This is a genomic window from Bradyrhizobium retamae, assembly GCF_001440415.1.
Lineage (GTDB): Bacteria > Pseudomonadota > Alphaproteobacteria > Rhizobiales > Xanthobacteraceae > Bradyrhizobium > Bradyrhizobium retamae.
In genome coordinates, this window is the sequence record NZ_LLYA01000112.1 from 343765 (window position 1) to 367071 (window position 23307).

The following is a 23307-nucleotide window of genomic DNA, read 5'->3' on the forward strand; positions in this document are numbered from 1 at the left end:
TTCGGTCCAGATGCCCCCAAACGAAAAATGGCCCCTCGCGGGGCCATTCTCTTTGTTTTGCGTGTCGCTGCGTTCGAAAAATCTCAGCTATAGATCTCGAACAGGCCGGCGCCGCCCTGGCCGCCGCCGATGCACATCGTGACGACGCCCCACTTGGCCTTCCGCCGACGGCCTTCCTGCAGGATGTGGCCGGTGAGACGCGCACCGGTCATGCCGAAGGGATGGCCGATCGCGATCGAGCCGCCGTTGACATTGTACTTCTCCGGATCGATGCCGAGCTTGTCGCGCGAATAGAGGCACTGGCTGGCGAAGGCTTCGTTGAGCTCCCAGAGATCGATGTCGTCGATCTTCAGACCATGACGTTTCAGAAGTTTTGGCACGGCGTAGATCGGGCCGATGCCCATCTCGTCCGGCTCGCAGCCCGCCGCCGCCCAGGCGACGAAGCGGCCCATAGGGTTGAGACCGCGCTTCTCGGCATCCTTGGCTTCCATCAGAACGACCGCCGCCGCGCCATCCGAAAGCTGGCTGGCGTTGCCGGCGGTGACGTACTTGCCCGGGCCCTTGACCGGCTCGAGCTTGCCAAGGCCTTCCATCGTCGTGTCGGGACGATTGCACTCGTCGCGGTCGACGGTGTAGTCGACGATGCTCTCCGCCTTGGTCTGCTTGTCGACCACCTTCATCTTGGTCTTCATCGGGACGATTTCGTCCTTGAACTTGTTGGCCTGCTGGGCGGCGGCCATGCGGCGCTGCGATTCCAGCGAGTACTCGTCCTGATATTCACGGCTGAGCTTGTAGCGCTCGGCAACGATATCGGCGGTATCGATCATCGCCATGAAGATATCGGGCGCGACCTTGAGCAGGTCCGGATCGATCGATTCCTTGGGCGAGCCGCCGCCGGGGATCGAGATGCTCTCGACGCCGCCGGCCACGATGCAGTCAGCTCCGTCAGAGCGGATCGAGTTGGCGGCCATCGCGATGGTCTGCAGGCCGGAGGAGCAGAAGCGGTTCACCGAGACGCCGGCGGTCGACTTCGGCAATCCCGCGAGCAGCGCGGCCTGGCGGCCGATATTCGGCGCGCCATGCGCGCAATTGCCGAGATAGCAGTCCTCGACATATTCCTTGTCGACGCCGGCGCGCTCGACGGCGTGCTTGATGGCGTGAGCCGCCATCGACATCGGCGGGGTGATGTTGAACCCGCCGCGGCCGGACTTCGCCAGCCCCGTACGTGCATAGGAAACGATGACAGCTTCACGCATTTGAAAGACCTCCCTTTGATGCGATCCAGTATGGACTGGAGCCGCGGCGGTGTGTAGCGAAAACCCGAATTCCGGCGGACGGAACAGAATGAATCGCAGGCCGGCTCAAGGCCGGGATTTGCACACTGCCTGTCCGTCGGCAAGGCCACGTTGGCTTCCCGCCGCGTTAAGCCGACGCGCGACGCTCCATCTATTTCACTGAGCGAAATTGACCTCTGGAGATCGCCGCGCGAAAGGCAATCAGGACCAAGTCCGGGGTGCGATGGTAAGGGCGTTCGCCGCCGTGCTCGGGGGTGATCATCGCCCTCTCCGTGCAAATCGTGGTCGGCTTCTATCTGCTGGTGCGCCCCCTAACAACGCCGCCTCAGATATGCTGCGCCATGATCCGGCCGGGCCGCGCATCCGGGCGGGGCTCGATATCGACCGACCACAGGTCCCGGTTGTCGACGTCCTTCAATGTCACGGTCATGACTTCGGTCTTGCCGTCGATGTCAACGCGGCCGAAAAACTGTAGGCCGAAACAGGGAGCGAGATTCTCGCCGCTGCACCCCTTCTGGAACATGGCTTTCGGGCCGAACGTATTGTCGAGCGGGGCCGGCGCCCAGGTGCCCGCATGCAGCGGGCCGGAGACGAACTCCCAGAACGGCTCGAAATCCTGATAGATCGCGCCGTTCGGATCGTAGTGATGCGCGGCCGTGTAATGCATATCGGCGGTCAGCCAGACAATGTTGCGGATGCCGGCGCGCTTCATGAACGACAGCAAATCGGCGATCTCATGCTCGCGCCGTTCCGGCGGGCCGTCGCCGAGCGCAATCGCGTCCTCGCTGACCAGGCCGATCGGCATGTCGGCCGCGATCACCTTCCAGGTGGCGTCGGAAGCCACCAGCTCGCGCTTCAGCCAGGCCAGTTGCGCCGCGCCGAGGATGCAGGTGTCGCTGTGGTCGTCGCGCCGGTTCAAAGTGGAATCGCGGTGGCTGCGCATGTCGATCATGAAGACATCGAGCAGCGGGCCGTAGGCGATCTTGCGATAGATGCGGCCGTCCTGCGCGGGCGTCGCGCGCATCGGCATGAATTCATGGAACGCGCGGCGCGCCCGCGCCACCAGATGCGAGGTGCCGTCCTCGGCATAGCCGCTCCCGTCGGCGGTACCGACCGGCGCCCAGTCGTTGGTGACCTCGTGATCGTCCCATTGCGCGAACAAGGGAACGGCGGCATGGAAGGCGCGAAAGTTTTGATCGAGCCAGTTGTATTTGTAGTTGCCGCGGAACTGGGCGAGGGTTTGGGCAACGACAGACTTTTCCTCGGTAACGAGGTTTCGCCAGACCCCGCCGTCGGGCAGCTTCAGTTCCCCCTCCACCGGGCAGTCCGCATAGATGTGGTCGCCGCAATGGATGAAGAAGTCCGGGCGGTTGTCGAGCATGGTCCGATAAGTCCGCATGCCGCCGCGGCTTTCGTCGATGCCCCAGCCTTGCCCCGTCGTATCGCCCGACCAGGCGAACGACACCGAGCTGCGCGCCGTGGGCGCAGTGCGGAAGTGCCCGACCTGCGTCTCGCGGCGATCCCCGGCTCGCTTTCAAACCGCACGCGATAGAAAATATCCTGTCCCGGCGGCAATCCGTCGAGCAGAACCATCGAAGTGAAGTCGGCATTCGGCGACGCATCGGCAGAAGCCGTGCCAATGATGGTCTTGAAATCTTCGCTGGCCGAACATTCGACCTGCATCCGCGCCGCCCGGTCGGCGCGCGCCCAGACCACGGCGGAATTGGCCGAGACATCGCCCGATTGAATGCCGCTGGTGACGAGCGGCCGATCCGCGGCGCGGCTGAGGGAGGGTCTGGCGAGGCCGCCGAAACCAGCGACGGCGAATGTTGCGGCGGAGCGGACCAGCCATTGACGCCGCGTCAGGGCGGGCTTGGCGCGAATCGCAATCGGCATCGAACACCCCTCGTCGAATCACGACGAAGGTGTGCCCGTTGAGTTTGACTCGCGGCTGAAGCTTTTACGACAGGTCGATGACGCGGCAGAATCGTAGGATGGGTAGAGCGAAGCGAAACCCATCAATCCCAACGCGGAGGCATGATGGGTATCGCTTCGCTCCACCCATCCTACAAATGAGCTACCGCTGCCAGTTGCAGATGCCGCCGGACTTGCACGGCCAGGTCTGGATCCGCGTGTCGCGTGCCTGCGCGTCGAGCGGGTTGTTGCTGTGGGGTCGCGCCAAATTGGTGCGGGCAGCGCCGCGCGGTTTCTGCACACGCTCATGCGCCACGTGAGTCTTGGGCGCGACAGTCTTGGCGGCAGCAGTTTTGGGCGCAGCCGTTTTGGGCGCAGCAGCCTTGGGCGCAGCCGTTTTGGATGCGGCGGCGGCCTTTGGCACGACCACGCGCTCCGTCTTCACCTGCTTGCGATCGGTTCGGGCCTCGATCCGGACCGGGGCGAATCGCGTCTCCGGGCCGAGTCGCTTCGGTGAGAGCATGGCTTGGGAAGGATCGAGCTCGAGGAGTTCGCCCGCGCGATACTCTTCTGCCAGCACGGCGCTGCCCGACATCAGGAGCCCCGTGCAAAGTGCTGCGGCAATAGCGTTTTTCAGGACCATCGCAGGCCTCCTGAAATCAACCCAAAGAATTAAGAACAGCCGACATGTAGGGAGCCGGCCGGGCAATGCCAGCCGTTCCTGCGCTCAGGGTGCCGGTGACTGAGCCAGCCTGTGAAAAACTTCACGTGGCGGATGAACAGTTCCTACTCGGCGGCCTGCGCCACCGGCTGGCCGATCGTCGCTTCCAGCCGCGTGCACTCCGCACGGTATTTGGCGACATTGGCTTCCTTGACGTGGCCATAGCCCCGAACGAGTTCCGCTGATTTCGCCAGCGCCACCAGACCCGGCCAGTCATGCAGCTTGGCCCTGTCGAGATGGCGGAAGATCATCGCCGAGTACTCGCCCGGCAAGGCCCGCTCCATCCGCCGCTCGGCTGTATGGCCGAACGGATCGAACGCGGTGCCGCGGAGGAACTTGAAGCGGGTCAGGATATCGAAGGCGCGGAATATCCAGGAGCCGAATTCCCGCTTGCGCAAATGCCCGGTCAGTCTATCGCGGGATGCCAGCAGCGGCGGCGCGAGGCTGACCTTGACCCGCGGCTCGCCGTCGAACTGCTCTTTCAGCGCTTTTGCAAGCTCGCCGTCGGAATAAAGCCGAGCGACCTCGTATTCGTCCTTGTAGGCCATCAGCTTGAACAGGCCCTTGGCGAAAGCCTCGGTCAGTTCATGCGAGCCCGGCGCAGCCTTGGCTTCCGCGGCGCGGACGCGCCCGACGTCGGCGAGGTAGCGCTTCGAGTAGGCCTCATTCTGATAGTCCGTCAGGAACTTGGCGCGGAACGCGATGTTTTCGTCGAGCGTGCGCCGGACCGGCGCCGCGCCTGAACTCTTGAAGCGGGCGGCGCTGACGACGCGCGGCAGATCGTGCGCCGCCAGCCGGCCCCAGGAGAACGCGAGCTTGTTCATCTCAATCGCCGCGCCATTGAGGTCGATCGCCTTCATGATCGCTTCCAGCGACAGCGGAATCGCCCCGCGCTGGAACGCAAAGCCGAGCATGAAGGCGTTGGTGGCGATGCTGTCGCCCATCAGCGCGGTGGCAAGCCCGGTGGCATCGAGAATGTCGAGGTCGGAGGCGCTGACCGCCTCGTTGAGCGAATCCCGCATCGTTCCCGCCTCGAAATCGATGTCGGGATTGATGACGAAGCTCGCGGTCGGCAGCAGGTCGGCATTGACGATCGCCCGCGTCACGCCGCGCTCGGCCCGGCTCAGCGCGGGGATGCTGGTGGCGACCACGATGTCGCAGCCGAGGATGAGATTGGCGCCGCCGGGGGCGATGCGGACGGTCGAGAGATCGTCAGCCTGCGGCGCGATGCGGACATGGCTCATGACCGCGCCGTTCTTCTGCGACAGGCCCGTAAAGTCGAGCGTCGAGCACGCCCTGCCCTCGACATGCGCGGCCATGCCAAGCAACGCGCCGATGGTGATGACGCCGGTGCCGCCGATGCCGGTGACGAGAATGTTGTAGGCGCCATCGAGCGCGGGTGTGGCGGGCGTCGGCAGATCGGCAAACAGCGCTGAGGGATCAGCCGCGGCGCGGTCGGCTTTCCGCAAGCGTCCGCCATGCACCGTGACAAAGCTCGGGCAAAAGCCCTCGATGCAGGAAAAGTCCTTGTTGCAGTTCGACTGGTCGATCCGCCGCTTGCGGCCGAACTCGGTTTCCAGCGGCTGCACCGAGACGCAGTTGGAGACCTGCGAGCAGTCGCCGCAGCCTTCGCAGACGCGTTCGTTGATGAACACGCGCTTCGGCGGATCCGGATAGAGCCCGCGCTTGCGGCGGCGGCGCTTTTCCGCCGCGCAGGTCTGGTCATAGATCAGGACCGTGAGACCCCTGACCTCACGCAGTTCCTTCTGCACGGCGTCGAGTTCGCGGCGGTGATGAACGGTCGCGCCAGAAGGGAAATAATTCGTCGGATATTTCTCGGGATCGTCGGAGACGACGACGAGGCGCTTGGCTCCCTCCGCCGAAACCTGATGCGCGATCTGCGATACCGAAAGCCCGCCTTCGGCCGGCTGGCCGCCGGTCATCGCGACCGCATCATTATAGAGAATCTTGTAGGTGATATTGACGCCGGCAGCCGCCGCCGCGCGGATCGCGAGCAGGCCGGAATGGGTATAGGTGCCGTCACCGAGATTCTGGAACACATGCGGCTCGCTGGTGAACGGCGCCTGCCCGATCCAGGTGACACCCTCCGCGCCCATATGCGAGATCGTTTGCGTCCGGCGGTTCGGCACCGACAGCGCCATGCCGTGGCAGCCGATGCCGGCCATCGCGCGGCTGCCCTCGGGGATCTTGGTCGAGGTGTTGTGCGGACAGCCCGAGCAGAAATACGGTGTCCGCTGCAGCTTTGCGGCGCCGACGCCGTCCACGGGACGGTCGAACGCCTCGAGTTTTGCCAGACGCTGCTCCAGCGCCGGGCTGCGATGACCGAGTTTTCGCAACCGCGCCACGATGGCCGCCGCCACCATGGTCGGCGTCAACTCGCCTTCGCTCGGCAACAGCATGGCGCCGCTCTCGTCGCGCTTGCCGACCACCGAAGGGCGCTTCGCGCCATCCATGTTGTAGAGAATGCGGACAAGCTGGTCCTCGATAAAGCCCCGCTTCTCCTCGACCACGAGCACGTCCTGCAGGCCTTCGGCAAAGGCCCGCGCGCCGGATTCCTCCAGCGGCCAGGTCAGCGCCACCTTGTAGATGCGTAATCCCAGTGCCTGCGCTTCCGCGTCGGTAATGCCGAGATCGGCCAGCGCCTGCCGCAGATCCAGATAGGCCTTGCCGGTCGCGATAATGCCGAGCCGCGCCGGCTTTGAATCCAGCACGATCCGGTCGAAGCGATTGACGCGCGCGAACGCCGCGACCGCCTGCATCTTCGGGCCATGCAAGCGACGCTCCTGCTCCATCGGCGCATCGGGCCAGCGGATCGAAAGCCCGCCCGGCGGCATCTCGAAATCGTCGGGCGTGATGATCTTGATGCGGTCGGGATCGCTGACGATCGAGGCCGAGCTTTCGACCGTCTCGGAAATCGCCTTGAACCCGACCCAGCAGCCGGAATAGCGCGACAGCGCAAAGCCCAAAATGCCAAGATCGAGATAATCCTGCAGCGTGGCCGGGTTGACCACCGGCATCAGCGCCGCGGCGAACACCTGCTCGCTCTGGTGGGCGAGCGTCGAGGACTGGCAGCCATGGTCGTCGCCGGCCAGCGCAATCACGCCGCCATTCGGCGAGGTGCCGGCCGAGTTCGCATGCTTCAGCGCATCGACGGAACGGTCGACGCCGGGGCCCTTGCCGTACCAGATGCCGAATACGCCATCGACCTTTGCGCCCGGGAACATGCCGACCTGCTGGCTCCCCCATACAGCAGTAGCCGCCAGGTCCTCATTGAGACCCGGTGAGAACTCGATGTCATGCTGCTTGAGGAAAGTTTTGGCGCGCCACAGCGCGTGGTCGTACATGCCGAGCGGCGAGCCGCGATAGCCGGAGATGAAGCCTGCGGTATTTAGCCCCTGTGCGCGATCGCGTTCGCGCTGCAACATGGGAAGGCGGACCAGCGCCTGCGTACCGGACAGAAAAATCCGTTTCGCATCCAGACGGTACTTGTCGTCCAGTCCCACTTCCATCAACGCCATTCGTCCGCTCCCCGTCGCACGTTCCGCCGGTCATTTGAACCGGTCTAATTGCGAACAGCATGCACCGATTTTGCTATGCGTGCCCAGCGTGAATTCATGGCCGCAGGGCATATCTCGCCCGTGTTGTGGATCGGCCGGGCCTCTTGCGGGAGCCCGCCTTCTTTGAAACGCTGGGAATAAAGGGAGACGCCAGCGATGACAGAACCGGCCTTCAGGACCGAGATATTGGAAAACGGTAATCTGCTCGTCGGGCCGTGGCGGAGCCCGAAGCAGATGCTCCACGCGCAGGTCTATGATTCGCACGCCTCGATTCACGACGATGCGACCGCGCAGAAGCTCGGGTTTCAGGGCGGCACCATCGAGGGCCCGACCCATTTCAGCCAGTTCGCACCGCTGTGCGAACGGATCTGGGGCCAGGCCTGGTTCGAGACCGGCTGCCTGTCCGCGCATTATCGCAATCCCGCCTTCGAAGGCGAAGAAGTGCAGGCCAACATCGAGAAACCGAAGCCGGGGCAAACGACGTGCGCGATCGGCATGACCAAGCGCGACGGCACCGAGATTTTGCGCGGCACCGCTTCCGTCGGCGACGTAATGGAAACGGCGCTTTCCCGGCGGCTCGGCGAATTGAAGCCGCTCGCCGATCCGGTCATCCTTGCCAATCTCAAGGTCGGCATGAAGACGCCACGCCAGACGGTGAAAATGGATTTCGACCAGCATATGGGTGATCTCTATCCGTTTTCGCTTGAGCAGAAGCTGAAGGTTATCACCGAACCATCGGCGTATTATTCCCAGGAGCTCAATCCCTGGGGCCGCGCGATCATCCCGTTCGAAATGCTGAGCGTGCTGTTTCAGTACCGCGCCCGCGAAGACCGGCTGCCGGTCCGCGGACCCGCGGTCGGACTGTTCGCGGATCAGGAGATTCGCCTGCTGCGCTGGCCGCTATTCGTCGGCGAGAACTATGCAACCGAACGCGAGATCGTTGCCCTCAGCGGCAGCCGCCGCACCGAAAGCGTCTGGGTCCGCACGACCGTGTTCGCAGCCGACGACACACCGGTCGCCACTATGCTGTTGAACATGGCGAGCATCAAGGATTCCTACGCCAACTACGAGCGGGAGCACCAAGCGCTCTATGGGTAGGTGAGCCCCGACAACGAGCCCTGCAAAGAGGTACTGAAACAGTACCCGATCCCGGGAGTGGAATGAGATGCGCCTGAAAGATCGTGTCGCCATCGTCGTCGGCGCCGGCCAGAGCCCCGGCGAAGGCATCGGCAATGGCCGCGCCACCGCGCTGACCTTTGCGCGCGAAGGCGCAAAAGTGCTGTGCGTCGATCATAATCTCGCTTCTGCCCAGGAAACCGTCGATATGATCGCCGAGAGCCGCGGCGTGGCGGCGGCCTTCAGAGCCGACGTTACCAAAAATGCCGAGCTCAAGGCGATGGTAGCAGACGCGCAAGCACGCTGGGGCCGCATTGACGTGCTGCACAACAATGTCGGCGTCAGCCTGGCCGGTGGCGACGCCGAACTGCTCGAGATCAGCGAGGAAGCGTTTGACCGCTGCGTCGCGATCAACCTGAAGAGCTGCGTGTGGGCGGCCAGGCACGTCATCCCGATCATGCGGGCACAACGAAACGGCGCCATCATCAACATCTCCTCGATGGCCGCGATCACGACCTATCCGTACGTCGCCTACAAGGCGACCAAGTCGGCGATGATCGCCTTCACCGAACAGCTCGCCTACCAAAACGCGCAATACGGTATCCGTGCCAACGTCATCCTGCCCGGACTGATGAACACGCCGATGGCGGTCGACACCCGCGCCCGCGAATTCAAGAAGAGCCGCGCCGAGGTCGAGGCCGAACGCGACAGCAAGGTGCCGCTGCGCCGGAAGATGGGCACCGGCTGGGACGTCGCCAACGCCGCGCTGTTCCTCGCCTCAGACGAAGCGAGTTTTATCACCGGCGTGACATTGCCGGTCGACGGCGGCGCGAGTGTCAGGCGGGGATAGAGCGGCGCTGTGAGCTGAATCACGGTATTTGCACCAGGCCCGCCGTTTACTTTTCGTTAATAACCTTCTCCTAAGGCTTCCGGCGATTGGGCGGCCTTTTTAACGCCCCTGCTCACGCGACCTGCGCCGGCGTCATTTGTTTTTGGCCCACGCACGTGATTCGACGACATCGACCAATTCCAATGACACGATGATGTGACAGCGCATCGTCGCTTGTCGAAATCCCGTCTCGTTGCGGTCGCACGAATTTCATGTCCGCTCGCTATGAGGCGCCACAAGAATTGTGGGAAGCCGAGGCACCATGAACGAAGAATTCGACTACGAGCTGACACCGGCCCAGTGGGAAACGCTGAAGGCATTGCGGACGCCGGAGTCGCGCCTGCCGCGCATGAGCCGCTATACGATCGACGGCCTGATCGCGCTCGAACTCGCCGTGATGAACGGCGACGCGCCCGCCATCACCGCGAAGGGACGCAAGGTGCTGATTCGCGGCTCGTCGCTGCTGCTGCAGGACTTGGCGGCGTGATTCGCCTTGCTTGGGTCGCCTATTCGCGACCCGGCCTCACGCCGGCTTTTCCTCATCCGTTACCGGCGAGGTGATCACCAGGAACACCAGATCGACCAGCCCCGAATTCGAAATGGCGTGTTCGACGCCGGGCGGCAGGAAGATGACGTCGTGCTTGCGCACCACGTGATTTTTTCCCGCGATCTCCATCAGCCCCTCGCCTTCGAGCACGTGATAGATCTGCTCCTGCACAAGGTGCTTGTGGCGCGCGACATGGGCCATCGGCTGGTACATCGAAATGCGATAGTCGATGTGGCGGGAGCCCGCGGTCTCCGGCATCACCAGCGGTTTTGATAGGGCGCCGCCAAAGTGATTGGGGAATTCGCGCCACGGCACCTCGGCGATATTGCGGATGAAGGCGCCGTTGTTTTCTGGAGCCATGATTCCCTCCTTTGCCGGTCAGATCACTAGCGCCCCGCCATCGATATAGACGATCGATCCGGTCGCAAAACCGTTCGCCATGAAGCTCAGGGCTTGACGCGCGATGTCCTCACCCGCGCCGACGCGGCCGACCGGCAGCGCAGCCGCCGTCTTCGCCAGCATGTCGCGCCGCGCCTCTTCCGGCATCGCAGCGCGGATCGGGGTGTCGATCACGCCCGGCGAGACCGCATTGACACGCACCGGCGCCAATTCCAGCGCGAGCGCCCTCGCCAGCGACTCCAGCGCGCCGTTGGCGGCGCTGATGATTGCCGAGTTCGGCCGCGGGCGAACGCTGAGAAAACCCGAGACCAGGGTCAATGAGCCGCCGGCGCGGATTTCGGCCTCGCGCGCGACCCGCCACGCGCCCCAGAACTTGCCTTCCATGGTGATCCGGACATCCTCCATCGCCACGGTCTTGAATGGGCCGGTGCGAAGCTGCGCCGCCGTGACCACGACGTGATCGACGGGGCCGCAACGGCGGAACAGCTTTGCCACGCTATCATCGCTGGTGACGTCGGCGTGAATCGCGATGGCGTTCAGCTTCTCCGCCACCTGGTCGAGCTTTTCGACGTTGCGGGACGCAATGATGACGTCGGCGCCCTCGCGCTTCGCCATCTCCGCGGTCGACAAGCCGATGCCGGAGGAACCACCGACGACGACGACTTTCTTGCCTGCTAGCAGCATGTGATTTCCTCGAAGTGAGATCAGGCGGGCTGGTAGCGCGTGCCGATGCCGGCCTTGCTCTGTCCGAGCCCGGGCAATTCCCAGACGCCGGCACCGACCGGATTGATGTCGGCGGCGATATCGACGTCGATCAGATACGGCTTGTTGGCGGCGATGCCTTTGCGGATAGCCTCGCCGAGATCGCCGGCCCGATCGACCCGCACGCCCTCGACGCCGCAGGAACGCGCCATCGCGGCGAAATCTGGATTGTAGCGCTCGCCGGTGTTGGGATCGTGGAAATCGGTCGCAAGCTCGCGGCCGCCGAGATAGCCGCGCTGCAGCCCGCGGATCGAGGCGTAGGCGTAATTGTTCCAGACCAACCAGACCACCGGCAGATTGTATTCCACTGCCGTGCCCAGCACATTGGCGTGCATGAAGAACGCGCCGTCGCCGCACACCGACACGCAGGGACGATGGGGTGCCGCGAACTTCGCGCCCATCACGCCGGCAACGCCAAAGCCCATCGGACCGAACCCCATCGAGCCGATCAGCGAATCCGGCCGCCGCGGCTTGCAGAAGCCGAGCAGCCAGTTGTGGTGCACGCCAATGTCGCTGACGAGGATCGCATCGTCAGGCAGCGCCTTGTCGATTTCGAGCGCGGCGCGCTGCGGATTGATCGGTGTGGTGTCGTCGGAGAATCCAGGGGCGACGAACTTGTCCCACTCTTTCCGATAGCCATCGATCTGCGAGAGCCACTTCTTGCGCGCGTCCAGCTTCTTTGCGAGATCGGCGCGGCGATCGAGTTCGGCGTGAACCTGCCGCAGGAAGGTGCGCACGTCGGCCATCAGGCCGAGCGCGACCGGATAGTTGCGACCGATCTCCTCGGGATCGATGTCGACATGGATCAGCCGCGTCGGCGGGATGGTGAAGGAATAGCCCGGGATCCATGAGCTCGAGGTGCGATCGTCGAACCGCATTCCCATTGCCAGCAGCACATCGGCCTGACGCGTCGCATGGTTGGCCTGATAGTGCCCGGCGCGCGCGACGAGGCCCAGCGCCAGCGGATGGTTGCAGTCGATCGCGCCGAGGCCGCTGGCGGAAGCCGCGACCGGAATCTGCAGCCGCTCGGCGAGCCGCAACAGTTCCTCCGCCGCGCCGCCATAGCGCACGCCCTGGCCGACGATGATCGCCGGCCGGTCGGCGCCGAGCAGCATGTCGACGGCTTTCACCACGCCCTCCGGATCGGCGCCGCAGCGGCTCGATATGTTGGCATTCCATTCGATCGCATTCGGCGCTTCCTCGGCCGCCGATTCCATGAACACGTCGAACGGCACGTCGAGCACCACGGGACCGGGCCGGCCCGTCGTCATGGTCTTCCAGGCCTGCCGCACCGCCAGCGGCACCATCTCACCGCGCGTCGGCTGGAACACCTTCTTGCAGATCGTGCGCACGGTGGAAGGAAAATCGGCCTGATGATGCCGGTACATCTCCTGGAAGGCGCCGCGGTTGAACTGGCTGGTCGGCACGTTGCCGGTCACCGCCAGGAACGGCACGGAATCGAGAAAGGCATTCGCAAGCGAGATCGGCAGGTTCGCCGAGCCGGGCCCGCAGGAGGTAAACGTCGCCGTCGGCCGGCCCGAGACGCGGTAGTAAACGTCGGCCATGAAGCCGGCGACGCTCTCGTGATGCACCGAGATCGTCTTGATATCGTGGGAGCGTTCATACAGCGCGTCGATGAACTGGATGTTGCCGTGGCCACACAGGCCGAACACCTGCGGCACCTTCTCCTGGATCAGATAGTCGACGATGACCTGGGCGCCGTTGAGCATGTTACGCGACATCGACCACTCTCTCCCTAAGCCCAACGAATTCGCCTCCGCGTCTTTACCGCGCGCGGTCGGCTGCCTCGCAAACCTATTTCTCATAATACTGTACGTCAATTGCTATTGTGGTATGGTGCGGATCGCGCCTCTGACCGGGGTGATGCCGTTGAAGGGCAAGGGCGGCCTGCTAGACTTCGCCTCGCCCATCTGGAGAACTGATTCTGTGAAGCCGCGCACCAAGCCGAAGACGAGCGACAAGCCTGCAGGCCCACGCAAGCTTTCGATCGCAAGGCTGATGCCATCGAGCGAGCCCAATATCGACGACGAAGCCGAGGAGCGCGCACGCGGCGGGGTGCAGTCGCTCGGGCGCGCGTTTTCGATCCTGGAAGAAGTCGCGCGCCACCGCGAAGGCATTGGATTGGCTGATCTCAGCAAGCTGGTCGGCCTGCACAATTCCACCACCTTTCATCTCGCCAAGACGCTGGTGTCGCTCGGCTATCTCAGGCAGGAGCGCGATTCCAAGCGCTACCGCGTCGGCCGGCCGCTGTTTGCGCTCGCGGCCAGCGCGCTCGACGAAATCGAGATGGTCAATCTGGCGACGCCGATCCTGGAAGAGCTGTCGCGGGAGACTGGCGAAAGCGGCCATTTTGCCGTGCGAATGGGCGACGCGGTTGTCGTAATCGCCCGCACCAGCGGGGCCGGCGCGTTCCAATTGACCGACCGCGTCGGCGTGGTTCGACCTGCGCATTGCACCGCGCTCGGCAAGATCATGCTGGCCTCGCTCCGCCCCGATCAGTTGAAGCGCTTTCTCGAACGCGTCGAACTGAAGCCCTCGACGAAAAAATCGATCACCGATCCCGCCGTGCTGATGCGCGAGATCGCCGAAATCCGCCGCAGCGCGATCGCCTTCGACGACGGCGAATATAACGCGGAAGTCCGCTGCGTTGCGGTGCCGGTGTATCATTTCACCGGCGAAGTGATCGGCGCACTCGGCATCTCCGGCCCGATCTGGCGCATGACCGATCAGGTGGTGCAGAGCCGCGCCAAGCTGGTGCAATCGGCCGCCAGCCGGCTGTCGATCGAATTCGGCGCGCGGGGTCTGGCGAAATCCTCCTGAGTTCCTGACCTCACTCTTTCTGAATTGCCTCAGTGCGCGGTGCTGCGCGGCCACGACGCATTTGGCGTTGACAGCCGACGCCGCGTCCGGAAATATCCTACAATAATAAAAGAACGTCTCTCACATTGTCGCATAAGCGGGAATCGGAGGGGAGAACGTCAAGGCGAACTCTCGGGAGGAGATCAGTCATGACCCGCTTTAGCCGACGCACTCTGTTGAAGGCCGGCGCCGCTTTTGCCGGCGTATCCGCTATCGGATCTCCCGCCATCGTCCGCGCACAGGCCGCGCGGATCAAAATCGGCCATCTGGTGCCGCTGACCGGTTTCCTCGGCGCGATCGGCAGCTACGCCCAGCTAGGGGTGAAGATGGCGGCGGAAGAGATCAACGCGTCGGGCGGCATCATGGGCAAGCAGATCGACCTGATGTCGGAAGACTCGGTCAATCCCGCCACCGCCTCGACCAAGGCGCAACGCATGATCGAGCAGGACGGCGCCGTGCTCTTGTTCGGCGAAATCTCATCCGCCTCGTCGCTGACCATCATGCAGTTCGCCGAACGCAACAAGAAGGTGTTCTTCTCGACCGGCGCGCGATCCGACGCGCTGCGCGGCAAGGATTGCAACCGCTACTCCTTCCATTGCGACATTCCCAACACGGTGATGGTCAACGCCGTCGGCACCGCGCTCAAACAGAAGGGCATGGTGAAGGGCAAGAAGTTCGTCACGCTCACGGCGGACTACATTTTCGGCCACGACCTATTGAAGGCGGCGAAGGCCTTTTTCAGCGCCAACGACGCTACCCTGATCGGCGACGAGCTGATCGCGACCGACGTTACCGACTTCAGCCCGTATCTCCTGAAGGTGCGGCAGGCCAAGCCCGATGTCGTCTGCTGCAACCTCGCCGGCAACCAGGTCACCAATCTCGTCAAGCAATATGCCGAGTTCGGCTTTCCCTACCCGCTCGTCGGCTTCAACCTCAACACCGGCGACGCCTGGGCGATGGGCGAAGGCAATCTTTCCGGCACCTGGCCGACGGTCTGGTACCACACGCTCGACAATCCGGCGTCCAAGGCCTTCGTCGAGGCGTTCAGCAAGAAATATGGCAAACCGCCGGAGAACCATGCCTGGATCGAATACATCACGCTGAAAATGATCGCGCAGGCGATCACCGAGACCAAGTCGACCGAGAGCGACGCGCTGATCGGCTATTTCGAGAAGCAAGCGCAGTTCGACATCATGAAGTCGCGCAAGGCGTATTTCCGGTCCTGGGACCATCAGCTCGTTCAGGAGGCCTATCCCTTCACGGTGAAGGCGAAGAACGAGATGAAGGACAAGTGGGACATGCTGGTGCTCGGCGAGGCCGTTCCGGCGGCCGGCGCCGACCTTGAAACGATCTACCCGACGAAGACGCAAAATCCCTGCAACATGAAGGCATAGAATCCCGAATTCGGGCGTCGGGCACACTGGCGTTAACGGCGCCGGCACGGATCGGCCGGCGCCGCCTCTTTTTCAAAATGCGTTTAGAGTCGCGGATCGCAGATGCAGTTTGGATTTCTGCTTGAACAGGTGGTGAATGGCCTGGTGCTCGGAGGCTATTACCTCCTGATTGCACTTGGGCTGTCGCTGATCTTCAGCGTCGGCGGTATCGTCAATCTCGCCCATGGCGCGTTCTATGCGCTCGGCGCCTACATTTCCGTCGAGATCACGAAGTATCTCGGCTTCGGCTCGGCGGTGGTGCTGTCGCCGGTCGCCGTGGCGCTGCTCGGCATTCTCTTCGAGCGCTTCATCCTGCGAAGGTTCTACGACGCCGATCCGATCCTGAGCCTTTTGGTGACGTTCGCCCTCGCCATGGTGACCGAGCAGGCGATCCGCATCATCTGGGGCGCGCCGCCGATATCGGCCGCGATCCCGCAGGCGCTTCGCGGCTCGGTGTTCCTCGGCGATTTCCTGTTCTCGCGCTATCGCTTGCTCATCCTCGCCGTCGTCGCTGCAGTCCTGCTCGGTGTTTGGCTCTTGCTGCACAAGACGTCGTTCGGCCGCGTGGTGCGCGCCGGCATCCAGCGGCCGGACATGGTCGCCGCACTCGGCATTCGCCTGCAGCCCTACATGACCGCGATCGTCATGCTGGGCGTCGGCATGGCCGCGCTCGGCGGCGCGTTCTTTGCACCGATCACGATCGTGCATCCGGCGATGGGCGCCGAGATCATCACGGTTGCCTTTGTCGTCGTCGTGATCGGCGGCCTCGGCAGCTTTTGGGGCGTGGTGATATCAGCTCTTCTGGTCGGTGTCGTCAGAGGCATCACCATCCACTTTGCGCCGGCTGCCGGTGAAGCCTCGATCTATGTGCTGATGTTCCTGGTGCTCATGGTGCGGCCGCGCGGGCTGCTCGGCGAACGTATCGAGAAATTCGAATGATGACGCCTGGCGCCAAATTTCGCCCGCTGCTGCTGGCCGCGCTTGCCATCATCGTGCTGCCGTTCGGCCTCTATCTGCTCGGGCTCTCGCTCAACACCGGCACCATGGTGGTGGCGCTCGCCATAGCCGCGATAGGGCTCAACCTTTGCATCGGCTACACCGGCCTCGTCTCCTTCGGCCACGGCGCCTGGTTCGGCATCGGCGCCTATGCGGCCGGGCTGATCCAGCGCAACTGGTTCAACAACGACATCTTCCTGCCGCTGCTGCTCGCGGCAATCGTCGTCGCCGTCATCGCGACCTTCGTCGGCTTCGTCATTTTGCGCCGGCGCGGCGTCTATTTCTCGCTGCTGACGCTGGCGCTGTCGGCGCTGACCTACACCATCGCTTTTCGCTGGACCGCGGTAACCGGCGGCGAGGACGGTCTCGGCGGCCTGAAGCGCGGTAGCTATGGCCCGTTTGGCCTCGATAACGCGCTCAATTATTACATCGTCGTCTCCGTGCTCTGCCTCGGCGTGCTTTATCTCCTGCTGCGCCTGGTCCGCTCTCCGTTCGGCCATGTGCTGATGGCGATCCGCGAGAACCAGTTGCGCGCCACGTTCCAGGGCTATCCGGTCGAGCGCTACAAGCTCGGCGTCTTCGTGATCTCGGCGGTCGTGACCGGCTTTGCCGGCGGGCTGGTTGGATTCCAGAACTATCTCGTCTCCGCCGAAGCGGTCTCCGTGCCGTTCTCCGGCGAACTGCTCGCCATCGTCGTGATCGGCGGCATGCGCAGCATGCTCGGGCCGGCGATTGGCGCGCTGTTCTTCATCCTGTTCCGCGAGTTGTTTTCAATCTGGACGCCGAACTGGCTGCTCTGGTTCGGTCTCGTCTTCATCGCCTTCGTGCTGTATTCGCCGGGCGGCCTCGTCGGCATCTGGGCGACACTCGCAAAGCGCTGGTGGCCGCCGCCGGAAGAATCCGCCGCCATGAGCAGGCGCAAAATCTACCAAGGCCTGCCTTTGCCGGCTTTCCTGCGGCCGAGAGCGCTCGAGGGTATTGTGCTCGACGTGCAAGGCGTCTCAAAGAGCTTTGGCGGCATCCGCGCGGTGACCAATGCGAGCCTCACGGTCGGCGCGGGCGAAATTCACGCCTTGATCGGGCCGAATGGCGCGGGAAAAACCACGCTGTTCAATCTGGTCTCCGGCCTCTATCCGACCGACAGCGGCATTATCAGGCTGAACGGCCGCGAGATCCAGGGCGTGCCGCCGGAGGCGATCTGCCATCAGGGGCTGGCGCGCTCGTTCCAGATCACCAACCTGTTCAAGGGCCTTTCGATCTACGAAATCCTCCGCCTGTCGCTGCAGGCGCAGAGCCCCGGCCGTTTCGACCTGTGGCGCGACATCGACCACTACAGGGACATCCACGCCGAGACCGCGGAGCTGATCAAGTTCCTCGGCCTCGAAGGCATCGAGACAATCGAAGGCGGCGAACTGTCCTATGGCGGGCAGCGGCTGGTCGATCTCGGCATCGCGCTCGGCTCCAAACCGCAGGTGCTGCTGCTGGATGAACCGCTCGCCGGGCTTGCCGCCGCCGAGCGCGAGCGCGTCTCGAACCTCGTGAAGAACATCGCCGCCAACATTCCGGTCCTGATCGTCGAGCACGACATCGATCGCGTGCTCGGCTTCTCCCGCACCGTCACCGTGATGAACCAGGGCGAGGTGCTGATGACCGGCACGCCCGAGGCCGTGCGCGCCGACCGCAAGGTGCAGGAAATCTATACCGGCACCGGCGTTCCCGAGGTCGAGCACATCGCGAGCGAGCAGGCCCGCGAGAGCGCAGCGCAGATCCTGCGCTTCGAGCGCGTCAACACGTTTTACGGCAAGAGCCATATCCTGCACGACGCCACCCTCGATGTGCGCGAAGGTGAAATCGTTGCGCTGCTCGGCCGCAACGGCGCCGGCAAGTCGACGCTCTTGAAGACGCTCGCGGGCCTGGTGCCGCTGTCATCGGGCACGATTGAGTATGCCGGCATGGACATCTCCCGCCTGCCTGCGCCCGAGATCGCGCGCGCCGGCATCGGCTATGTGCCGCAGGGCCGCGGCCTGTTCGCCGGGATGACGGTGCGGGAAAATCTCTCCCTCGGGCGTCTCGCGCGCAAGACCGACGGCAGCAACGGAGTGGTGTGGGACGAAGCGCAGATCCTCAAATACCTCCCGCGCCTGCGCGAGCGCATGGACGTCGCGGCCGATTATCTTTCCGGCGGCGAGCAGCAGATGGTGGCGGTGGCGCGCGCAATGTCGGGCAATGTCAAGCTCCTGCTGCTCGACGAGCCCTTCGAGGGTCTGGCACCGGCCGTGATCCTCGAACTGTTCAAGGTGTTCGACCGGCTGCGGCAACACATCTCCATCGTGATCGTCGAGCACAATCTCGACCTAGTGCTGGCGCTCGCCGACCGCGTCTTCGCGCTGGAACGCGGCGCAGTGTTCCATCAAGGACCGGCGCAACCGCTGCTGACGGATCTCGAATATCGCAAGAAGATTTTGTGGCTGTAACACTCACCACGCCATTGCGAGCGCAGCGAAGCAATCCATTTCTACGCTTGCGGCACTATGGATTGCTTCGTCGCTTCGCTCCATCCGGGGAACGCGTCCACTCACGAAAGTAGGGAATCTTCCTGCGGCCGCGTGCGCGCGATAATCTCTGCCGCACCCTTGTCGAGCAGATCGAGGCCGACAGCACGGCCGAGCTCGCGGGGCCGGTCCACCGCGCCGGTCCGCGACACCTCGATAAAGCGGTCGCCGGCTTCATCCAGCACGGCGGCCGTCAGCGTCATCTCATTATTCGCCAACGTCGCATGGCCGGCAATCGGCGAATTGCAGTGGCCGTTTAAGACCCACAGCACTTCGCGCTCGGCCTCGGCGCAGAGGCGCGACGAGGCGTCCTCGATTTTGGCAAGCCGGCCGCGCGTGACCCAGTCCTTCTCGACGCATTCCACCGCGACGATGCCCTGCCCTACCGCGGGCAGCATTTCCCGGGCCGAAAAGTCATGCACGATGCGCGACGCCATTCCGATGCGCTCGAGCCCTGACCTTGCCATCACCAGCGCATCCGCCGGTCCCACCTCGCCGCCATCGGGAAGCCGCTGCTTGTCGCCGCGGTCGAGTTTTGCGACGCGGGTGTCGGCCGCGCCGCGGAAGTGAATGACGGTGGCCTCGGGAAACAGCCGGCGCAGATAGGCGGCGCGGCGCACCGCATTGGTGCCGATCTTGAAACCCTTACCCTTCGATGCGCGAAACGCATCCAGCGAAAGGCCCGGACGCAGCACCAGCGCGTCGTTAGCTGGATCGCGCGGCAGGGTCGCCGCGATGATCAGGCCAGGGGTCTCCTCATTGCCGGGAACGTCCTTGAGCGAATGCATCGCCGCCTGCAATTCTCCGCCGCGCATCGCCTCGCGAATTTCGGCGACGAAGGCGCCGCCCTTGCCGCCATGGCGCAGCAGCTTGCTGGTCTGGTCCTGATCGCCGCGGGTTTCGAACTTGACGATCTCGACATAGAGCGCCGGATCGGCCGCGCGCAGCAGCTGCGCAATTCCTTCTGTCTGCGCCAGCGCCATCGCGCTCTTGCGCGTGCCGATCTTCAAGGTTTGTCCTGACACAAGGTCTCCGTTCGAACGTAATCCACGGCTGTCGTCTCCAGCCGGTACGGGATAGAACAAGCGGCCGACCAGAACAATGACTTTGGCCGGCAGCGGAACGCGTTTGCCGCGTGTGTGGGCAGGGCGTGCCCATCGGCTCCGATGCTGCCGGGCTGCTATACCAAAACGCAGATTGTGCGCCGCAGCACCATGAATAGATTGCGCTCCGCAAGAGGGTTTTTCGTTGTCCGATACCAGTGCCGATGCCTTGGCCGCTTCAGGCCACCGCCCGATGGGCTTCCCCGAATTTGTGATCGTGATCGCGTCGATCATGGCGCTGAATCCGCTTGCGATGGACATGATGCTGCCGGCGCTGCCGGACATCGCGTCCGCCTTCCACATCACCTCGGCCAACCGGCCGCAGATGGTGCTGTCGATTTTCCTGGTCGGCTTCGGCGTCGGGCAGTTCGTCATGGGCCCCTTATCCGACCGGTTCGGCCGGCGGCCGGTCCTGCTCGGGGGCATGGCCGTCTATTGCATCGCCAGCCTGCTCGCGATTGCCGCCCCCTCTTTCGAAACGCTGCTGCTGGCTCGCGCACTGCAGGGCCTCTGCACCTCGGCAACCCGCGTGATCGCGACATCGATCGTGCGCGACTGCTATGCCGGCCGGCGCATGGCCAGCGTGATGTCGCTGGCGATGATGATGTTCATCGCGGTGCCCGTGGTCGCCCCGGCCTTCGGCCAGGCCGTGCTGCTGCTGACGCAATGGCGCGGCATCTTCATCGTACTGATGCTGTATGGCGTGGTGGCGCTGATCTGGAGCGCGCTGCGTATGCCGGAGACGCTGCCGGTCGAAAAGCGCAGGTCGCTCGCCGTCGGCGAGGTGGTTGATGCGTTCCGCCAGACGCTGACCAATCGCCAGACGCTGGGTTATGCGCTGGTCGCCGGCGGCATATTGGGTTCGCTGTTCGCGTTCGTGTTCATTTCGCAACAGGTGTTCACCGAGATTTACAAGCTCGGATATTATTTTCCGCTTGCGTTTGCCGGCGTCGCCGTCGGAACCGCCATCGCCGGCTTCGTCAATTCCCGCCTCGTCGGCCGCCTCGGCATGCGCGTGATCTCCCACGCTGCTCTGCTGGGCTTCGTGGTCATCGCCGCAACCATGCTGGTCGCGGCGAAAATACAGATGCTGCCGTTGCCGCTGTTCATGGTGCTCTCGATATCCATGATGTTTGCGTTCGGGTTGATGATCGCCAATTTCACCGCGCTCGCCATGGAGCCGCAGGGCCATATCGCCGGCACCGCCGCGTCGCTGTACGGCTCGATCACCACCCTGCTCGGCATCGGCATCGGCGCCACCATCGGCCAGGACTACGACGGCACGCTGGTGCCGTTCGCGACCGGCTTTCTGCTCTGCACGCTGGCCGCGCTCGCGGTGGTGCTGGTGGTTGAGAAAGGCCGGCTGTTCAGGCCGCACACCTTGAAGGTGTGACGAGCATGGCAGATACCTGCCCTGCGCTGGGCGTTATCTCGCGAAGCTGATAACAATTGCTCACATCGCCTTTAAGTCAGGAATTGGAAGATGGATAACCGCAGTAGCATCTGGCGTGGCGTCGACACCATCAAGCCGCGCTTCATAGACTTGAGCAACAGGGTCTGGGCGATGCCCGAGATCTGCTACACCGAGGCGCGTTCTTGCGCCGAACATCTCGCCGAGCTGCGTCATCAGGGTTTCCGCGTCACGGAGCAGGTCGCAGGCATTCCCACCGCCGTGATAGGCGAATGGGGCGAAGGCGGACCCGTGATCGCCTTCCTTGGAGAATATGACGCCCTGCCCGGTCTCAGCCAGGAGGCTGGCGTGGCCGAACCGCGGCCGCTGGAAACCAGCGGCCATGGCCATGGTTGCGGCCACAATCTGCTCGGCTCCGCCGCCCTGCTCGCGGCCACGGCCGTGAAGGATTGGCTAGCCGAGCACAAGGTGCCGGGGCGCGTGCGCTACTATGGCTGCCCCGCGGAGGAAGGTGGAGCGGCGAAAACCTTCATAGTGCGATCAGGCGCCTTCGACGACGCCGATATCGCGATCACCTGGCACCCCCACAGTTTCTGGGAAGTGGCGGTGACGCCCTCGCTGGCCAACACCCGCGCCGATTTCATTTTCGCCGGGCGCACCTCGCATGCCGCGGCCTCGCCGCATCTCGGTCGCAGCGCGCTGGATGCGGTCGAACTGATGAATGTCGGCGTCAACTACATGCGCGAGCACATGCCGAGCGATGCGCGCGTACACTATGCCCTGCTCGACGCCGGCGGCATCGCCCCCAACGTGGTGCAGGCCCATGCCCGCGTGCGCTATTCGATCCGCGCCCGCGATCTGCCCGGCATGAACGAACTGGTGGAGCGCGTCCACAAGATCGCCCAAGGCGCGGCGCTGATGACCGAAACGAGTGTGGAGATGCGGATCATTTCCGCCGTCTCCAATTTGCTGCCCAACACCCCGCTCGAACAGGCCCTTCACGGCATCATGGAGGAACTCGGCCCGCCGCATTTCGACGAGGCCGACAAGGATTTCGCGCAGAAGATCCGCTCGACGCTGACCGAGAAGGATATCGCCACCGTCTATCATGCGATCGGCATGGAGCCGACCGAGCGGCCGCTGGCCGATTTCATCGTGCCGCTGGACGCCAAGCGCAACCCGCTGATCGGCTCCACCGATGTTGGCGACGTGAGCTGGGTCGTACCGACCGTCCAGGTTCACGCTCCGACCATTGCCATCGGCACCCCCTTGCACACATGGCAGGTGGTGGCGCAGGGCAAGAGCCCGCACGCCCACAAGGCCATGGTGCAGGCCGCCAAGGCCATGGCAGGCTTGGGCGTCAGCGCGCTGACGGAACCGGACTTGATCGCCGCCGCCAAGGCCGACCTGAACAAGCGCACCGCCCGCACCCCTTATGTCAGTCCGCTGCCGGACAGCGTGGTCCCGCCGCTGGACATGTCGCTGGTCTGATCCTGATCCGACCCTGTCCTGATTTGGGCTGGCCGATCCGGCGAACAAATTTTTTGCAGTGCAAAGCGCAGTTTTGCGCGCTTTGACGCGCCGAGACCGCCGGGATGCCAACGCGATGTGCGCCGCAACGGGGTTTCTGCCCAAGCAGAAATCATTGGCCGCTTCCATGCTGCCAATTGTTGACAGGCGGACATTGACCTCCGGGGCATTTGATGTGCCA

16 protein-coding genes and 1 pseudogene are annotated in these 23307 nt (G+C 63.8%); 9 read left to right on the forward strand and 8 right to left on the reverse strand.

Features of this window, described 5'->3' with window-relative positions:
* Positions 1-83: 83 nt before the first annotated feature.
* From CQ13_RS13810 to CQ13_RS13825, 4 genes and pseudogenes are all read right to left on the reverse strand, one after another.
* Positions 84-1256, reverse strand: coding sequence for a thiolase family protein (locus CQ13_RS13810; RefSeq protein WP_028346836.1), 1173 nt, complete (start codon positions 1254-1256; stop codon positions 84-86).
* A 364-nt stretch (positions 1257-1620) separates the two neighbouring features.
* A pseudogene (locus CQ13_RS13815) lies at positions 1621-3191 on the reverse strand (alkaline phosphatase D family protein).
* 181 nt (positions 3192-3372) lie between these two features.
* Positions 3373-3852: a hypothetical protein gene (locus CQ13_RS13820; RefSeq protein WP_057843398.1), complete on the reverse strand. Its 480-nt coding sequence runs from the start codon at positions 3850-3852 to the stop codon at positions 3373-3375.
* Between the two features lie 143 nt (positions 3853-3995).
* Positions 3996-7469, reverse strand: a complete 3474-nt coding sequence (locus tag CQ13_RS13825) for an indolepyruvate ferredoxin oxidoreductase family protein (protein WP_057843399.1) — start codon at positions 7467-7469, stop codon at positions 3996-3998.
* Between the two features lie 195 nt (positions 7470-7664).
* Between CQ13_RS13825 and CQ13_RS13830 the strand changes: the two genes are divergently transcribed.
* The 3 genes from CQ13_RS13830 to CQ13_RS13840 all read left to right on the forward strand — a co-directional run bounded on the left by CQ13_RS13830 (position 7665) and on the right by CQ13_RS13840 (position 10000).
* Positions 7665-8606, forward strand: a complete 942-nt coding sequence (locus CQ13_RS13830; RefSeq protein ID WP_057843400.1) for a hypothetical protein — start codon at positions 7665-7667, stop codon at positions 8604-8606.
* Between the two features lie 67 nt (positions 8607-8673).
* Positions 8674-9474 carry an SDR family NAD(P)-dependent oxidoreductase gene (locus tag CQ13_RS13835; RefSeq protein WP_057843401.1) on the forward strand — a complete coding sequence of 267 codons (801 nt, stop codon included), beginning with the start codon at positions 8674-8676 and terminating at the stop codon, positions 9472-9474.
* A 301-nt stretch (positions 9475-9775) separates the two neighbouring features.
* Entirely contained in the window at positions 9776-10000 is a 225-nt protein-coding gene (locus CQ13_RS13840) for a hypothetical protein (protein ID WP_057843402.1), read from the forward strand.
* Between the two features lie 36 nt (positions 10001-10036).
* On the opposite strand, the gene CQ13_RS13845 is transcribed toward CQ13_RS13840, so the two are convergent.
* Genes CQ13_RS13845 through CQ13_RS13855 form a run of 3 tightly spaced genes read right to left on the reverse strand, consistent with a single transcriptional unit; the run spans position 10037 to position 12963 of the window.
* Entirely contained in the window at positions 10037-10420 is a 384-nt protein-coding gene (locus CQ13_RS13845; protein ID WP_057843403.1) for a cupin domain-containing protein, read from the reverse strand.
* Positions 10421-10438: 18 nt separating this feature from the next.
* Positions 10439-11143, reverse strand: coding sequence for an SDR family oxidoreductase (locus CQ13_RS13850; protein ID WP_057843404.1), 705 nt, complete (start codon positions 11141-11143; stop codon positions 10439-10441).
* 20 nt (positions 11144-11163) lie between these two features.
* Positions 11164-12963, reverse strand: a complete 1800-nt coding sequence (locus tag CQ13_RS13855; protein WP_057843405.1) for a thiamine pyrophosphate-binding protein — start codon at positions 12961-12963, stop codon at positions 11164-11166.
* A gap of 205 nt (positions 12964-13168) precedes the next feature.
* Between CQ13_RS13855 and CQ13_RS13860 the strand changes: the two genes are divergently transcribed.
* The 4 genes from CQ13_RS13860 to CQ13_RS13875 all read left to right on the forward strand — a co-directional run bounded on the left by CQ13_RS13860 (position 13169) and on the right by CQ13_RS13875 (position 19004).
* Complete coding sequence (locus CQ13_RS13860) at positions 13169-14062, forward strand: IclR family transcriptional regulator (RefSeq protein WP_057843546.1); 894 nt, start codon at positions 13169-13171, stop codon at positions 14060-14062.
* Positions 14063-14250: 188 nt separating this feature from the next.
* A complete protein-coding gene (locus CQ13_RS13865; RefSeq protein WP_057843406.1) occupies positions 14251-15495 on the forward strand; it encodes an ABC transporter substrate-binding protein in 1245 nt (414 codons plus the stop codon).
* A 102-nt stretch (positions 15496-15597) separates the two neighbouring features.
* Positions 15598-16473 carry a branched-chain amino acid ABC transporter permease gene (locus CQ13_RS13870; RefSeq protein ID WP_057843407.1) on the forward strand — a complete coding sequence of 292 codons (876 nt, stop codon included), beginning with the start codon at positions 15598-15600 and terminating at the stop codon, positions 16471-16473.
* A complete protein-coding gene (locus CQ13_RS13875) occupies positions 16470-19004 on the forward strand; it encodes a branched-chain amino acid ABC transporter ATP-binding protein/permease (protein ID WP_245309171.1) in 2535 nt (844 codons plus the stop codon). The genes CQ13_RS13870 and CQ13_RS13875 overlap by 4 nt, the downstream gene beginning before the upstream one ends.
* 101 nt (positions 19005-19105) lie before the next feature.
* On the opposite strand, the gene hemC is transcribed toward CQ13_RS13875, so the two are convergent.
* The gene (hemC, locus tag CQ13_RS13880; protein WP_082637449.1) at positions 19106-20092 is read right to left on the reverse strand and encodes a hydroxymethylbilane synthase; all 987 of its coding nucleotides are present in this window, start codon (positions 20090-20092) and stop codon (positions 19106-19108) included.
* A gap of 238 nt (positions 20093-20330) precedes the next feature.
* Between hemC and CQ13_RS13885 the strand changes: the two genes are divergently transcribed.
* Together CQ13_RS13885 and CQ13_RS13890 are read left to right on the forward strand one after the other, a co-directional pair.
* On the forward strand, positions 20331-21578 hold the full coding sequence (locus tag CQ13_RS13885) for a multidrug effflux MFS transporter (protein WP_057843408.1): 1248 nt from the start codon (positions 20331-20333) through the stop codon (positions 21576-21578).
* A 90-nt stretch (positions 21579-21668) separates the two neighbouring features.
* Positions 21669-23087 carry a M20 family metallopeptidase gene (locus tag CQ13_RS13890; RefSeq protein WP_057843409.1) on the forward strand — a complete coding sequence of 473 codons (1419 nt, stop codon included), beginning with the start codon at positions 21669-21671 and terminating at the stop codon, positions 23085-23087.
* The last annotated feature ends 220 nt before the right edge of the window (positions 23088-23307 follow it).